14 protein-coding genes are annotated in these 15,099 nt (G+C 71.1%); 7 read left to right on the top strand and 7 right to left on the bottom strand.

Features of this window, described 5'->3' with window-relative positions; all coding sequences use genetic code 11:
• The 5 genes from DY218_RS11930 to DY218_RS11910 form a co-directional block, all read right to left on the bottom strand.
• A partial coding sequence (locus DY218_RS11930; protein WP_147336136.1) for a 2-oxoglutarate dehydrogenase E1 subunit family protein occupies positions 1-309 on the bottom strand: 309 nt, incomplete at its 3' end.
• A 272-nt stretch (positions 310-581) separates the two neighbouring features.
• Positions 582-1,640 (bottom strand): HAMP domain-containing sensor histidine kinase, encoded by a 1,059-nt coding sequence (locus DY218_RS11925; RefSeq protein ID WP_128555945.1) that lies wholly within the window; start codon positions 1,638-1,640, stop codon positions 582-584.
• A 122-nt stretch (positions 1,641-1,762) separates the two neighbouring features.
• Complete coding sequence (locus tag DY218_RS11920) at positions 1,763-2,500, bottom strand: response regulator transcription factor (protein WP_128555942.1); 738 nt, start codon at positions 2,498-2,500, stop codon at positions 1,763-1,765.
• 91 nt (positions 2,501-2,591) lie between these two features.
• The gene (locus tag DY218_RS11915) at positions 2,592-3,320 is read right to left on the bottom strand and encodes a spermidine synthase family protein (RefSeq protein WP_233521545.1); all 729 of its coding nucleotides are present in this window, start codon (positions 3,318-3,320) and stop codon (positions 2,592-2,594) included.
• Positions 3,321-3,353: 33 nt separating this feature from the next.
• Positions 3,354-3,941 (bottom strand): helix-turn-helix domain-containing protein, encoded by a 588-nt coding sequence (locus tag DY218_RS11910; protein WP_128555941.1) that lies wholly within the window; start codon positions 3,939-3,941, stop codon positions 3,354-3,356.
• A 142-nt stretch (positions 3,942-4,083) separates the two neighbouring features.
• Between DY218_RS11910 and DY218_RS11905 the strand changes: the two genes are divergently transcribed.
• The gene (locus tag DY218_RS11905) at positions 4,084-5,025 is read left to right on the top strand and encodes an NmrA family NAD(P)-binding protein (RefSeq protein ID WP_128555940.1); all 942 of its coding nucleotides are present in this window, start codon (positions 4,084-4,086) and stop codon (positions 5,023-5,025) included.
• A gap of 257 nt (positions 5,026-5,282) precedes the next feature.
• On the opposite strand, the gene DY218_RS11900 is transcribed toward DY218_RS11905, so the two are convergent.
• Together DY218_RS11900 and DY218_RS11895 are read right to left on the bottom strand one after the other, a co-directional pair.
• Positions 5,283-6,134: a GntR family transcriptional regulator gene (locus DY218_RS11900; RefSeq protein WP_128555939.1), complete on the bottom strand. Its 852-nt coding sequence runs from the start codon at positions 6,132-6,134 to the stop codon at positions 5,283-5,285.
• Complete coding sequence (locus tag DY218_RS11895) at positions 6,131-7,639, bottom strand: chlorohydrolase family protein (protein WP_128555938.1); 1,509 nt, start codon at positions 7,637-7,639, stop codon at positions 6,131-6,133. Before DY218_RS11895 ends, DY218_RS11900 begins: the two co-directional genes overlap by 4 nt.
• Before the next feature lie 248 nt (positions 7,640-7,887).
• On the opposite strand from DY218_RS11895, the gene DY218_RS11890 reads away from it, so the two are divergent.
• The 6 genes from DY218_RS11890 to DY218_RS11865 are packed head-to-tail and all read left to right on the top strand — an operon-like array spanning position 7,888 to position 14,995.
• Complete coding sequence (locus DY218_RS11890; protein WP_407703606.1) at positions 7,888-8,943, top strand: ABC transporter permease; 1,056 nt, start codon at positions 7,888-7,890, stop codon at positions 8,941-8,943.
• A gap of 28 nt (positions 8,944-8,971) precedes the next feature.
• On the top strand, positions 8,972-10,699 hold the full coding sequence (locus DY218_RS11885; RefSeq protein ID WP_128555937.1) for an ABC transporter substrate-binding protein: 1,728 nt from the start codon (positions 8,972-8,974) through the stop codon (positions 10,697-10,699).
• Complete coding sequence (locus DY218_RS11880) at positions 10,696-11,706, top strand: ABC transporter permease (protein ID WP_233521543.1); 1,011 nt, start codon at positions 10,696-10,698, stop codon at positions 11,704-11,706. Before DY218_RS11885 ends, DY218_RS11880 begins: the two co-directional genes overlap by 4 nt.
• A complete protein-coding gene (locus DY218_RS11875; protein ID WP_128555936.1) occupies positions 11,706-12,743 on the top strand; it encodes an ABC transporter ATP-binding protein in 1,038 nt (345 codons plus the stop codon). The genes DY218_RS11880 and DY218_RS11875 overlap by 1 nt, the downstream gene beginning before the upstream one ends.
• Entirely contained in the window at positions 12,740-13,768 is a 1,029-nt protein-coding gene (locus DY218_RS11870) for an ABC transporter ATP-binding protein (RefSeq protein WP_128555935.1), read from the top strand. Before DY218_RS11875 ends, DY218_RS11870 begins: the two co-directional genes overlap by 4 nt.
• Before the next feature lie 21 nt (positions 13,769-13,789).
• Complete coding sequence (locus tag DY218_RS11865; protein WP_128555934.1) at positions 13,790-14,995, top strand: amidohydrolase; 1,206 nt, start codon at positions 13,790-13,792, stop codon at positions 14,993-14,995.
• The last annotated feature ends 104 nt before the right edge of the window (positions 14,996-15,099 follow it).

Here is a 15,099-nt window from a genome sequence, read left to right as displayed (position 1 = left end):
CGCGGCGGGCTGCGCCGGCTCGGCCGCGGCCGCACTCGGCGCGCTGGTGGTGCCCGCAGCCCCCGCGGCTGCGGTACCGGACGGGGCGGGAGACTGGGCCGGCTTCGGGGCCGCGGCGGCTCCCGCGCCCGGCTTGTAGTCGGCGAAGAAGTCCCACCAGGCACGGTCTACCGAATTCGGGTCCTGGAGGTACTGCTGATAGATCTCGTCGACGAGCCACTCATTGGGACCGAATGCGGCAGCGGGGTTCTTCCCCTGCGCTTCCTGGTCGGCCGAGGTGCTCGGGTTACTGGGGGACTGTGGCGACACGGCGGCAACCGCCCTCTTCCGCTTCACAAGGTGATGGACAGCGGGAATAAAGGCTACGCCCCCATGGCCGGGAGGTGCAGACCGGGCGGGTCATTGGTCGCGTAAGTCACATCGGATCCGGTGTTTCGTCGCTGGAAATGGCGGGAAACAACCGTGGTTTGAGCCGACGGCCCATGGCTGCGGCCCGTGGTGTCCGCACCCCTCGCAGGCTGGAGGCGCCGATCCCCGTCCGCTGGGTTCGAAGATCGTGCGCTTCGCTTTCGAACCCTACGTCAACTCGGGTTTCCGGGCTTTCCCGGAAGGGTGACCAGGATCCGGCAGCCCCGGGGGGATTCGGCCACCCCGATGTGGCCGCCGTGCAGATCGACCGCCCAGCGGGCGATGGCGAGGCCGAGGCCCGTACCGCCGTCGCTGCCGGGGCCGTGCGGATCGGTGGCCGAGCCGCGGTTGAAGCGCTCGAAGACCCGGTGGCGCTCGGCCTCCGGGATACCGGGGCCCTCGTCGAGCACCTCGATGTCGAGCGACTCCGGGCCCTCGCCGCGGCGGGCCTTCACGGTGACGCGGCCGTGCGGCGGGCTGTGCTTGACCGCGTTGTCGATCAGATTGGCGACGACCTGGTGCAGCCGCTCGATGTCCGCGTGCGCGGTCAACTCGGGCGGCGAGACGTCCAGGTGCAGATGCACATCGGTACGGGTGTGCCGGCCGGAGGCGGACGGCATGCCGCTGCGGTGCGAGGCGATCATGTTCGCCTCCTTGAGCACGCCGGAGAGGTACGGCCAGACCTCGAAGCGGTGCGCCTTCAGCGGTATCACGCCGTTGTCCAGGCGGGAGAGGTCGAGCAGGGTCTCCACCAGGCGACCGAGGCGCTCGGTCTGTTTCAGGGCCGTGCGCATCGTCTCGGGGTCGGCGGCGGACACTCCGTCCACCACGTTCTCCAGTACCGCGCGCAGCGCCGCGATCGGAGTGCGCAGCTCATGCGAGACATTGGCGACCAGCTCCTTGCGCTGCTGCTCCTGCGCCTCCAGCTCGTCCGCCATGCGGTTGATGGTGTCGGCCAGGTCGCCGAGCTCGTCGTGGCGTCCGGCGCCGCGCACCCGCCGGGTGTAGTCACCGTGCGAGATGGACCGGGCGACCGTGTTCATCTCGTCGAGCGGAGCCGTCAGGGAGTGCGCCACGAACTGGGTGATCAGCAGGGTGGCGATCACCGAGAAGACCGTGATGAAGCGGAACTCCGTCTTCGTACGGACCGCGATCATCAGCAGGCCCGTGGTGATGAACACCGAGACGACGACGAGCGCGCCGAGCTTGGTCTTGATGGAGAACGGGCGCAGCGAGTTCAGCAGGTGCGGCCGCGGGCCGCTGCTGCGGATCAGCCCGCCCCGGATCAGGCCTGCTCGGGCCAGCCCCTTGCGGAGCTGCCCCTTGCGGAGCTGTCCCACGGCTTGCGGGCCGTTCACGGATTCGGGGTCTCCAGGGCGTACCCGACACCGTGCACGGTGCGGATCCGCTCGGCGCCGATCTTGCGGCGCAGCGCCTTGATGTGGCTGTCCACGGTGCGGGTGCCGGAGGCGTCCGCCCAGTCCCACACCTCGGCGAGCAGCTGCTCGCGGGAGAGGACCGCACGCGGGGAGTTGGCCAGGCACACGAGCAGGTCGAACTCGGTGGGCGTCAGGTGCACGTCCTCGCTGCGGACCCGGACCCTGCGCTGTGCATGGTCGATCTCCAGCTCGCCGAGGCGCAGTATGCCGCTGCGCGGGGTGGAGGCGGCGAGCGCGGCGCGCTCCATGCGGCGCAGCAGTACGTGAACGCGCGCGGCCAGCTCCCGCATGGAGAACGGTTTGGTCATGTAGTCGTCCGCGCCGACGCCGAGCCCGACGAGCATGTCCGTCTCGTCGTCACGCGCGGTGAGCATCATGACCGGCACCGGTCGCGCCGCCTGCACCCGGCGGCAGACCTCGAGGCCGTCGAAGCCGGGCAGCATCACGTCGAGGATCAGCAGGTCGGGCTGCCAGGCCTCCGCGGTGTCCACGGCCGAGGGGCCGTCGCCCGCCGTTTGCACAAGAAAGCCCTCGGCGCGCAGCCGGGCGGCGATGGCGTCGACGATCGTGAGGTCGTCCTCGACGACGAGTACCCGGCGTTGGGCGCCGGGCGCGGCCGCCGTGCCGTTGTGGGAGGTGTGTGTCTGCTCCATCGCCCGCCCCTGGAACCTTGATTTCGGTCGGTGAAAACGCTGGAAGGATCCGCGTGTCGGTCAGAGGGTACGGGCACGGGGCGCACCTCGGCTACGCAGGTCTTACCGCGAGATGCACCGCGTCGGGAACGCCCCGGGCAACGGGGATCTCTTCGGTACGGACCGCTAGGAACCCGGCATTCCGCAAGGTTCCTTCGAATTCGGCGGACGGTTTTGCGGACCAGACGGCGAGCACGCCGCCTGGCCGGAGCCTGGATTTGCAGGCAACCAGGCCTTCTACGGAGTACAGGGTTCCGTTCTCCTCGGTGACGGTCCAGTCCGGGCCGTTGTCGATGTCGAGGCAGAGTGCGTCGTAGCGCTGCGTGTCATCTCTCACATGGTCGAGCAGGTCGGCGTGCACGATCTCGGTGCGCGGGTCGGCGAGCGCCTCGGCGGTGATCGCGGCGAGCGGGCCGGTGCGATGCCAGTCGATGATGGCGGCCTCGCGTTCGACGACGGCGATACGGCCCCAGCGGGGGCGGGCCTCGGCGGCGTGCGCGAGCGAGAAGCCGACGCCGAGGCCGCCGATGAGGACGGCCGGGTCCGGGCGGTCGTCGAGTGCGTCCCGCGCGGCGTCGACGAGCAGACGCTCGGACCTTCCGTCGGAGGTGTCCATCAGGAACGTGCCGTTGGCGATGATCTGCAGGATGTCGCCGTGCCGGCGCAGCACGACCTCGCCGTACGGGCCCTCGCGGCGGTCGAGGACGCGGGGTGCGCGGTCGTCGTCGGTGGCGTACGGGGCGTGGGCGCCGTGCGTCGTGCGGTCGTGCTCGTCGGACATGGGGCCATCCTGCCTCAGGGGTACGGAGTGGGGTCAGGTCCGCTCGGTCGTGGTCCGGTGCCGCGGGCTCAGTCCCGCGACGGTCAGGCGGAAGAGGCGGTCCGCGCGGGCCGCGGGGTCGTGGTGGTGCTCGGTGGCCAGGGCGATGCCGACGACCAGGGTGATCAGATCGGAGACGGTCACGTCCGCGGCCACCGCGCCGTCCTGCACGGCGAGGTCGAGCAACGGGCCGGCCGCTTCCTCCAGCGTCGCCGAGCAGGCGTTCCCGTGCGCCGGGTCGGACCCGGAGCTGTCGTACGCCAGGGCCGCCGCGAGGCCGCGGGCGGCGACGGAGTAGGCGACGACCTCACTCAGCCATGCCACCAGGGCGTCCCGGCTGTCGCCCTTGCCGGTCAGCTCACGGGCCCGTTCGCCCAGCGCCTCGACGCGGGTCCGGGAGACCGCTTCGAGCAGGGCGTGCCGGGTGGGGAAGTGCCGGCGCACGGTCGCCGAGCCCACTCCCGCGGTGCGGGCGATCTGTTCCAGGGAGGCGCCGGATCCGTGCGCGGCGACCTCCTCCTCGGCCACGGCGAGGATGCGCGCGTAGTTGCGCCGGGCGTCGGCGCGTTGACGGTCGGGCACGGCACGTTCTCCGTTTTCTCCGGCGACCTGCTGCTCACCGGGGACGTTTGATGCGGCGTTGCTAAGTGGCGGGGTCCGCCATATCGTACGGGAAGGTAAATGGCGGGTCCCGCCGTTTACGGTCGATCCTCGGAGGAGCAGCATGTCCACAGATCCCGTACGGTCCGCGGACTCCGCGCCCGTCCTCGTCACCGGTGCCACGGGCAGGCAGGGCGGGGCGACCGCACGCGCTCTTCGCGCCGCGGGTGTTCCCGTACGAGCCCTGGTGCGCGACCCGGCGTCCACCCGGGCGAGGGCGGTCGAGGCGACCGGCGTCGAGCTGGTCACCGGCGATCTCCACGACCGCGGTTCCGTGGCGCGGGCCGCCGAGGGTGCCCGCGCCGTCTTCTCCGTGCAGATGCCCGCGATGACAGAGGAAGGCTTCGACTTCCAGGGGGAGGTGACCCAGGGCGTCAACCTCATCGAGGGGGCGAAGGCCGCGGGGGTGCCGCAGTTCGTGCACACGTCCGTCACCGGCGCCGGGCAGCACACGGGGACCCCCGGCTGGGCCGAGGGGCGCTGGGCCTCGATGGAGCGGACCCTCGGCGCCAAGGCGGCGATCCAGGACCACCTCCGGGAGGCCGGCTTCGCGCACTGGACGCTGCTCAAGCCGGGCTTCTTCATGGAGAACTTCCTGCCGTCCATGGCCTTTCTGTTCCCGCGCGGGCTCGAGGGCGGCCTGGTGTCCGTCCTCAGGCCCGAGACGCGGCTCTCCCTGGTCGCGGTGGACGACATCGGCACGGCGGCCGCGGCAGCCTTCGCAGCACCGGAGCAATTCGACGGGCTCGAGCTGGAGTTGGCGAGCGACTACCTGTCTATGACGGAGATGGCCGAGGTCCTGTCCCGCGTCCTGGGCATGCGACTGACCGCGCCGGACATGACCGTGGACGAGGCCGTCGCCGCCGGAATGCCGCCGATGGGCGCCACCCACGAGTACCTGAACGTGGCGGGCCAGCCGGGCCGCCCGCAGTACGCACGCGACCTCGGCCTCCCGCTGACCAGCTTCGAGACCTGGGCGCGGGAGCATCTGCGGTCCGACGCCTGACGGGTCTTCGGGGTCCCGACCGGCTCGGTGGTGGCCGGTGCTGGTGGGGGCTGCGCGGTGCGGTCCGGAGCGCGGCGACCGCGGCCGGGCGCGGGAGTTCCTGCGGGCCACCGCCTGACGGTCCTCGGCGTCCCGGGCGCGTTCGGTGGTGGCCGGTGTCGGTCGGACCTGCCCGGTGCTGGTCGGACCTGCCCGGTACGGGGCGCACCTGCCCGGTGCCGGTCGGTGCAGGCCGGAGCGAGCCGGCCGCGGTCGGGTCACTCCGGGGGCAGGACCTGGGCGAGCCGGTCCATGACCGGCGTGCGGCGGATGTCGATATGGGCGTACGCGAGGGCCTCGGCGAGCTGGGGCCGGCCTTCGTGGATGGCCCGGCAGATGTTGCCGTGCTCGGCGCAGTGCACCTCCGGCCCGCCGTCGGTCGCGGTGAGCCGGAACAACCAGTGCAGCAGGCCGAGCGACGGCTGTAGCGTCGCCTGCAGCAACCGATTGCCGGTCATGGTGATGATCTCCGCGTGGAACGCGGTGTTCGCGGCGGCGATGTCCGCGGGCGAGCCCCGCCGCGTCGCGTCCAGCGCCTCGTCAAGGACCTCCCGCAGCCGCGGATGGCGACCGCCGCCCGCGACGATCTCGGCGGCCCGGCGGGCCGCGAACACCTCCAGGCTCAGCCGCAGATCGAAGAGTTCGTCGACATCGCGCAGGGTGAGCCGCCGCACCGAGGCGCCGCGCCGCGGCGAGAGGACGACAAGCCCGTCCGCGGCCAGCCGGGTCAGCGCCTCGCGCACCGGGATCCGCGAGACGCCGAGCGCCTCGGCCAGCTCACGCTCGCGCAGCCGGCTGCCCTGCGGATAGCTGCCGGAGTGGATCCGGGCCCGGATGAACGCGTCCGCACGGTCCACGTGCGAGCCGCCGCCGGGCAGAGCCGGCGGCTCCTCCGCTGCGCCCGCGATACGTGTGCCCTCGGCGCCTGCGCCCGCGGCAGGTGTGCCCTCGGCAACTGCGTCCGTGGCTGGTGCGCCGTCGGCACGTCCCCCCGCCCCACGTGCGCCCCCGCCGGATGCGTCCGCCGCAGGCGCGTCCCCGCCCGTCTCCGGCGGCGCCGCAGCCGTCATCCCTCGCCCCGGGGCGAGGGACCGAATCCACCCGGGACCCCGTCCCGGAACGCGGGGAACGCCGGCGGGAAGAGCACGTCCGCGTCCCGCCGCTCGAAGTCCCGCTCGCCGTACGCCTCCCGCATCCGCTCGAAGAGTTCCTGCGCCCGGCTCCGCAGCGCCCCCAGGTCCACTCCGGGCACCGTGCGGTCCACCAGGACGGGCCGCCCCGCGACCACCGAGTCTGTGGCCTGCCGCGCGGTGCCGTTCAGGAGGAACGTACGGACCGGGTCGTCCTGCACCCCGTCCCGGATGTCGTCCAGGGCGAAGGCGACCAGGTCGGCCTGCGCACCCGGCGCGATCCGCCCGAGGTCGTCGCGGCCGAGCGCCCGCGCGCCGCCGAGCGTCGCGGCCTCCACATAGTGCTCGGCGGGCGCGGCGTCGGAACGGCCGTCCGCGATCTTCGCCAGGTGTACGCCGACGTCCATGCCGCGGATCAGGTCCGGCGGGAAGGAGTCGGTGCCGAGGCAGAGGTTGATCCCGGCCGCGCGGTAGGCGCGGAAGGAGTGCAGCATCTCGCCGTAGCGCAGCGAGGTCCCCGGGCAGTGCACGACCGAGACCCCGGCGGCCGCGAGGGTGGCCAGATCGCCGCGGTCCTCGCCGTGCACGCCCGGATGACGGTCCGTGGTCACCGTGTGCGGGATCAGCAGATTCGGGCCCAACAGGCCGTGTTTCTCGAGGAGTTGGAGCGGAGTGAGACCGTGCCGGCGCTGCACGAGGTCGCGCTCGACCAGACCCTGCAGGGCGTGCAGCCGGACCAGTACGCCGCGCTCGCGGGCGAGGTCGGCGGTCTCCCGCAGCAGGTCCTCGGTGAGGGTCTCGATCCGGCACGGCAGCAGCACTCCGGTGAGCAGCGGATCGTCGAGCGCGGCCAGGTGGTCGAGGAAGCGCACGGCGTCGCGGAAGCCCGCGCGCCCCCGCTCCTCGTCGAAGGCGACGTCCCGACTGCCGTCCGGACGTACGACGTTGACGCCGGAGCGGTAGGCCGGGCCGAGGTGGCCGCGCAGTCCGATGCGGCGCGAGATGCGCGCCATCTCCACGAGTTCCTCGTAGGGCTCCGCCCAGGAGCTGTGCACCTCGGAGGCGATCGGCATGTAGGTGGTGATGCCGTGCAGGGCGAGCTGGACCAGGGCGTACTCGCGGATCACGGCGCGCTCTTCGGGCGTGAAGACGTCGCGGCGGCGGTCGGTGAAGTAGTCCGAGGACCACTGCAGTCCGCGGCCGCGCTCGGGGCCCGCCCAGGAGTCCAGGACGAGGTGGTCCACGTCGGCCAGCGCGTCCAGGTCGATCAGGCCCGGCATCACCAGTGACTCGCCGAGGTCCCGTTCGGCGTCGACGGGACCCTCGTACCGGGGCCCGACGTACACCACGACGTCGTCCTCCCACACCACCTCGCCGTCCGTCAGGAGGGCGTGGCCGCCGTCCTGGTGTGCGAGTACGTGCCGGGCGCGCCAGCGGGTGCGCATGCTGCCTCCGTAAGGGGATCGGGTACGCGACGCATCGTACGAGTTGGCATACCAAAGTGGAAGTGTGGTGCGGCTTGGTGTGCACGCGGGACGGTCCCGTTGCCCGCGGGGGCCGGTGAGCAGACCGGTCGCGGGGGTTGGAGGAACGGATCTCGAGCACACCCTGGTGGGATCTCGCCATTTTGGTATACCGTCCCGCCATCATCCCTCCCGAGCGCCGAAGGACCCGTGACGTGACGGACTCCCCAGTGCTGCCTTCCCGGCCGCCATCCGGCGCCGACGGCGAAGCCGACGGCCCGGCCCCCGCTCCTGCCACCCCACCCGCCACCCCATCCGCCGGGGGCGGCGCGGCCGTCACCGCCCGCTCCCTGCTCGGCACCGCATGGCTGCGCATCCGGCGCAGCCGCATCGCACTCGCCGCGCTCGCCGTCATCGTCCTGATGGTGCTGTTCGCCGTACTCGCCCCGCTGCTCACCGGCATCGAGGGCCAGGACCCGTACACCACCCGCACCAGCCCGGACGTCCTGGACGACTACGGCACCCCTGGCCTGCCGCTGTCGTACTACCGCTACCCGTCCGGCGAACACTGGCTCGGACTCGAACCGGGCCTCGGCCGCGACATCTTCGCCCGCATGGCGCACGGCGCCCGGATCTCCCTGGTGATCGCCCTGCTGTCGACGGCCGTCTCGGTGGTGCTCGGCACCGTCCTCGGCGCCGCCGCCGGCTACTTCGGCGGCAAGGTCGACATGGTGATCAGCCGGATCATGGACCTGTTCCTGGCCTTCCCGCACCTGCTGCTCGTGCTGTCCCTGACGCCGATCCTGCAGTCCCGGCTCGGCGGCACCGCGCTCGACCGGGGCAGTCTGCTGCCGATCGCCTCACTCGTGATCATCCTGGGCTTCTTCGGCTGGGCGTATCTCGCCCGGGTGGTGCGCGGGCAGGTGCTCTCGCTGCGCGAGCAGGAGTTCGTCGAGGCCGCCCGCTCCTACGGCGCCTCGCACCGCTCGATCATCCTGCGGCAGATCATCCCCAATGTGATGGGTGTCGTCCTCGTCTACGCCACGATGATGATCCCCACCAACATCACCGCCGAGGCCGCCCTCTCGTTCCTCGGCGTCGGCGTCAAGGACCCCACCCCGTCCTGGGGCCAGATGCTCAACGCCGCCCAGGCCGGCAACTGGTACCTCACCGACCCCTGGTTCCTGGCCGTCCCCGCCGGCGCCCTGGTGATCACGGTGCTCGCCTTCAACCTGCTCGGCGACGCGGTCCGCGACGCCCTCGACCCCAAGTCCTCCCGCGGCTGACCGCACCCGGAACCGCATAGGAGCAGCAGTGAATCCACGTCAACGGGCTGCCCTCGCCCTCACGTTGGCCGCCGCACTCGGCCTGAGCGCCTGCGGCGGACCCAAGCCCGCGCCCGGCTCCGGCTCCCGCGCGCCCGCCGACGCCTTCGAGCCGGTCAAGGCCGGCTGGGGTGACGACAGCCGCGGCGGGAACGTCAACGTCCTGATGTCCGCCGACTTCCAGACCCTCGACCCCGGCAACAGCAACTACGTACAGACCGCCAACGTCGGCCAGCTCTACTACCGCACCCTCACCATGGCCAAGGAGGAGGCGGGCAAGCCCCCGAAGATCGTCCCCGACCTCGCCACCGATCTCGGCAAGGTCTCGAAGGACGGCCTCACCTGGACGTACACCCTCAAGAAGGGCCTCAAGTACGAGGACGGCACGCCCATCACCAGCCACGACGTCAAGTACGGCGTCGAGCGCACCTATGCCCGCGACGTCTACACCCAGGCTCCGCAGGAGCTCAACGCGGCCCTCTCCGACGACGGTTACAAGGGCCCGTACAAGGGCGGCGACTTCAAGGGCATCGAGACCCCCGACGACCGCACCCTCGTCTTCAAGCTGAAGCAGCCCTTCGCCGAGTTCCCCGCCCTCGTCTCCCGGTCCAACACCGCGCCCGTACCCGAGAAGAAGGACACCAAGCTCGACTACACCAACCACCCGGTGTCCACCGGCCCGTACAAGATCGCGCACTACGACCGTGGCCGGTCCATGAAGCTGGTGCGCAACAAGCAGTGGGACCCGGCCACCGACCCGAACCGCACCGCGCTGCCGGACACCTTCACCTTCAGCCTCTCCACCGCCCAGGCCACCATCAGCCAACAACTCCTCGCCGACTCCGACCCCACCGCCGTCACCCTCGACAGCGCCGGCGGACTGCAGGCCTCCGACGCCGCCGAACTCGACCGGCCCGAGGTGGCGAAGCGCACCGCGTCCGGACTGACCGGCTGCACCGACATCCTCAACTTCAACACCGAGACCATCCGCGACCCGCAGGTCCGCAAGGCCCTCGCGCTCGCCGTCGACCGCAAGGCCATCCATCTCCAGTACGGCGGCGCCCGGTTCGGCAAGATGGCCCAGTCGTACATCAACCCCGACCAGCGCGGATACGCCAAGCAGCACTCGGTGCTCGACCCGGCGGGCCAGCCGAAACTCGACGAGGCCAAGAAGCTGCTCAAGGGCCGCAGTTACCCCAAGAAGCTGATCTACGGCTACGCGGACGCCACCGCCCGCTTCAAGAACATGGGCACCTCGCTGCAGCAGAACTTCGCCGAGCTCGGCATCGAGCTCGAACTGCGGCCCATCCCCGCCGCCAACTACTTCACCACCCTGGCCGGCAAGAACATGCCCGACCTCGCCCGCAGCGGCTGGTGCGGCGGCGCCGACAGCGGCTCCGTACGCACCACGATCGACCCCAACATCGGGCCCAGCATCGATGGCAAGACCTTCGGCTTCTCCAACATCCCCCGCTACCACGACCCGGAGATCTCCAAGGCCATGTACGAACTCCGCGACGCCAACGGGACCAGCGAGGAGCTCGGCCGCCGCTGGTCCGGCCTCCTGGACCGGGCCATGCAGGACTACCCGCTGGTGCCGCTGGTCAGGAACGTGACCCGAAGCGTCGTCGGCTCCGCCGTCCGCAACGCCCAGGTCGGGTACTTCTTCGGCGCCATCGACCTGTCGACCGTCTCCGTGGCGAGGCGATCGCGATGAACTCGATGACCACCTTCCTGGTGCGCCGACTCACCGCCACCGTCGGCCTGCTGATCGTCATCAGCTTCGTCACCTTCTGCCTCTTCCAGTTCGGCCCCGCCGATCCGGCCGCGGCGGCCTGCGGCCAGGAGTGCACCCCCGAACGGGTCGCCGAGGCGCGCGTCGCGCTCGGCATGGACAAGCCCTTCCTGACCCAGTACTTCTCCTACATGTCCGGGCTCTTCGACAGCCGGACCGTGGGCGCGCCGGGGGCCCAGACCCTCTGCGACTGGCCGTGCCTGGGCAAGTCCTTCCAGACCAACGAGGACGTCACCACCATCATCGAACGGGCCCTGCCCTACACCCTGTCGGTCGCCGTCGGCGCCGTCGTGCTGTGGACCGTGGCCGGGGTGACCCTCGGCACCCTCGCCGCACTGCGCAAGGGGAAGACCACCGACAAGCTGATCGTCGGGGCCGCGTCCGTCGGGGTCTCGCTGCCCATCCCCGTCACGGGCCTGCTGCTCCTGCTCGTGTTCGTCTCGACGCTCGATGTGCTGCCGTTCACGACGAACGCGATCACCTCGCCGTTCGGGCCCGAAGGGTTCGACGGGTGGTTCCTCAACTACCTGCTGCCGTGGGTGGCGTTGGCGGTGCTGTTCAGCGCCCAGTACATCCGGGTGACCCGCAGCAACATGCTGGAGACCCTCGGCGAGGACTTCATGCGCACCGCCCGCTCCAAGGGACTGTCCCGTACGAAGACCGTCGTACGCCACGGGGCGCGGGCCGGACTCACGCCCGTGGTCACCATGCTCGGGCTCGACATCGGGCTGCTGCTCGGCGGCGCGGTGCTCACCGAGCAGATCTTCTCGGTGCCGGGCGTCGGCTTCACCGCCGTGCATGCCGCACAGATGGGTGATCTGCCGGTCACCATGGCCATCACCATGCTGGCCGCCTTCTTCATCATCGTCGCCAATGTCGTGGTCGACGCCGTGTACGCCGTCATCGATCCGCGAGTGAGGGCCGCCTGATGCCGCACGAAAAGACCCCGGACCCGTCCCGCGGGGCGGCCGAACCGCTGCTGCGGATCCGCGATCTGCACGTCAGTTTCCCCACCGACGACGGCACCGTGCACGCCGTCAACGGCATGGACCTCACCCTCGGCCGCGGCGAGACCGTCGGCCTGGTCGGCGAGTCCGGCTCGGGCAAGACCGTCACCAGCCAGGCCCTGATGGGACTGCTCAAGGAGACCCGGGCGAGCGTCACCGGCGAGATCCTCTTCGACGGCACCGACCTCAACGCCCTCGACGAGGACCGGATGCGGGCCTGGCGCGGCAAGAAGATCGCCATGATCTTCCAGGACCCGCTCTCCGCCATGCATCCCTTCCACACCGTGGGCGCCCAGATCGCCGAGGCGTACCGGGTGCACAACAAGGTCTCCAGGAAGGCCGCGACCGCGGTCGCCGTCGACATGCTCGGCCGGGTCGGCATCCCCGACCCGAAGCGCCGCGCCGCCGCCCACCCGCACGAGTTCTCCGGCGGCATGCGCCAGCGCGCCATGATCGCCATGGCTCTGGTCTGCGAACCGGAACTCCTCATCGCCGACGAGCCGACCACCGCACTCGATGTCACCGTGCAGGCGCAGATCCTCGATCTGCTCGGCGATCTGCAGCGCGAGACCGGCACCGCCGTCGTCCTCGTCACCCACGATCTCGGCGTGGTCGCCGAGGTGTGCCACCAGGTGGTGGTGATGTACGGCGGGCAGTGCGTCGAACGGGGCGCGATGCGCGACGTGTTCCGCGACCCGCGGCACCCCTACGCCCAGGGGCTGCTCGCCTCGATGCCGTCGCTCGCCGACACCGCCGGACGCCTCACGCCGATCCCAGGGTTCCCGCCGTCGCTGACCACGCTGCCCGCCGGCTGCCTGTTCGCCGACCGCTGTCCTCAGACCCATCTCGTACCGGACGACCTCTGCCGCAGCGCACGGCCCGAACTGGCCGGGTCCGCGGCCCATCCGTCCCGGTGCCACCAGGAAGTACACGCCATTCAGCGGGAGGCGGCGCGATGAGCCCGACCACAGCGTCCGAGGAGCAGCCGCTGCTCCAGGTGGACGGCCTGACCAAGCACTTCCCCGGCCGCGGCGGCCTCTTCGGCCGCGGCGGGAAACCGGTGAAGGCCGTGGACGGAGTCAGCTTCTCCGTGCCGGCCGGCGGGACCCTCGGCATCGTCGGCGAGTCCGGCTGCGGCAAATCGACCACCGGCCGGCTCCTGATGCGCCTGATCGATCCGACGTCCGGTTCGATCCGCCTGGACGGCCGGGAGATCGGCGAGCTGAACCGCGCCGAGATGCAGGAGTACCGGCGCCAGGTCCAGATGGTGTTCCAGAACCCCACCTCCTCCCTCAACCCCCGCCAGTCCATCGGCAGCGCCATCGCCGCCCCGCTGCAGGCACAGCGCATCGACCCGCCGGGCGGGATCAAGGCACGGGTACGGGAGTTGATGGACCGGGTCGGTCTGCGGCCCGACCACTACAACCGCTTCCCGCACGAGTTCTCCGGCGGCCAGAAGCAGCGCGTCGGCATCGCCCGCGCGCTCGCCCTCGACCCGCGCCTGATCATCTGCGACGAGCCGGTCTCCGCGCTCGACGTCTCGGTGCAGGCGCAGGTGGTCAATCTGCTCGACGACATCCAGCGGGACACCGGTGTCGCGTACGTCTTCGTCGCCCACGACCTGTCCGTCGTACGGCACTTCGCGGACCGGGTCGCCGTCATGTACCTCGGCCGGATCATGGAGAGCGGCCCCACACGGGACGTCTTCGGCGCGCCCCGGCACCCGTACACGAAGGCGTTGCTCTCCGCGGTGCCGCAGGCCGATCCGGATGCGGAGCGGGGGCGGCGGATCCGGCTCAGCGGCGATCTGCCCACCCCGGCCGATCCTCCCTCCGGCTGTGTCTTCCGCACCCGCTGCCCGCTGCGTCCGCAGTTGGAAGAGGGGGAGCAGCGGCGGTGTGCGGGGGAGGTGCCGGGTGGCGAGGGCGGTCCGGCCTGCCATTTTCCTGATCGAACGTCGGTACTGGCGACCGAACTCGCCTGAACGCAAAGGAAGTTGATGTACATGCTCATCCGTGACGTACGCCCCTGGGGCGGCGAGCGCAGCGACGTCGAGCTCGACGGGGCCCGTATCGCCGCCGTACGCCCGCACGACCCGGCGGCACCCGCCCCCGCCGGTTGCGTCGAGGGGCGGGGACGGCTGCTGCTGCCGTCCTTCTCCGACGTCCATGTCCACCTGGACTCCACCCGTATCGGGCTGCCGTTCCGCCCGCACACCGGGGGACCCGGGGTGTGGACGATGATGCTGAACGACCGTGCGCACTGGCGGGACGCGGAGGTGCCGCTGCCGGAGCGGGTGGCCGGCACGCTGGCGCGCATGATCGCCCGCGGTACGACGCGGGTGCGGACGTACGCGCAGGTCGATGTGGACTGCAAGCTGGAGAAGTTCGAGGCGGTGGTGGCCGCGAAGGAGAAGTACGGGCATCTCGCGGACATCGAGATCATGGCCTTCCCGCAGGCGGGGATCCTGCGGGAGGCGGGCACGGCGGACTATCTGGAGGCCGCGCTCAAGGCGGGCGCGGATGTGATGGGCGGGATCGACCCGTGCACGCTGGACCGCGATCCGAAGGGGCATCTCGACGTCGTCTTCGGGCTCGCCGAGAAGTACCAGGTCGATGTCGACATCCATCTGCACGAGCCCGGTCACCTCGGGGTCTTCTCGACCGATCTGATCCTGGAGCGGACCCGCGCGCTCGGCATGCAGGGGAGGGTCACGATGTCCCATGCGTACGAGCTGGGGTCCGTCGACGAGGCCACGAGCCGGCGGCTGATCGAGGAGTTCGCGGAGCTCGACGTGTCGATGGCGACGGTCGCGCCGGCCGCGCGCGGGCAGCTGTCGCTGGTGGAGCTCACCGAGGCGGGGGTACGGGTCGGCCTCGGGGAGGACGGGCAGCGGGACTACTGGAGCCCGTACGGCAACTGCGACATGTTGGACCGGTCCTGGCAGCTGGCGTTCACGAACAACTTCCGGCGGGATGAGCATGTGGAGATGTGCCTTGCCGTTGCCACGGTCGGCGGCGCCGGGCTGATGAATGGGGCCGTACCTCGGCTCCGCGGGGTCGGTGACCGGCCCGGGCTTGCGCCTGGGGACCGGGCGGACCTTGTCCTTGTGGATGGGGAGACCCCGACGAGTGCGGTCATGGACCGCGGGGTGGATCGGACGGTGCTCCACGACGGGGTCGTCGTAGCGGAAGGGCTCGCCCTGGTCTGACCCTGTCTGCCACGCATCGGCCTGGCGGCCTCGTCCTCAAACGCCGGACGGGCTGAAAGATGCCCTCAATCGCCGGGCGGGCTCAACGTTGAGCCCGCCCGGCG

Origin of the sequence: Streptomyces triticagri, from assembly GCF_003429565.1 — a bacterium.
Classification (GTDB): domain Bacteria; phylum Actinomycetota; class Actinomycetes; order Streptomycetales; family Streptomycetaceae; genus Streptomyces; species Streptomyces triticagri.
This window is presented reverse-complemented; position numbering and strand designations above follow the sequence as displayed.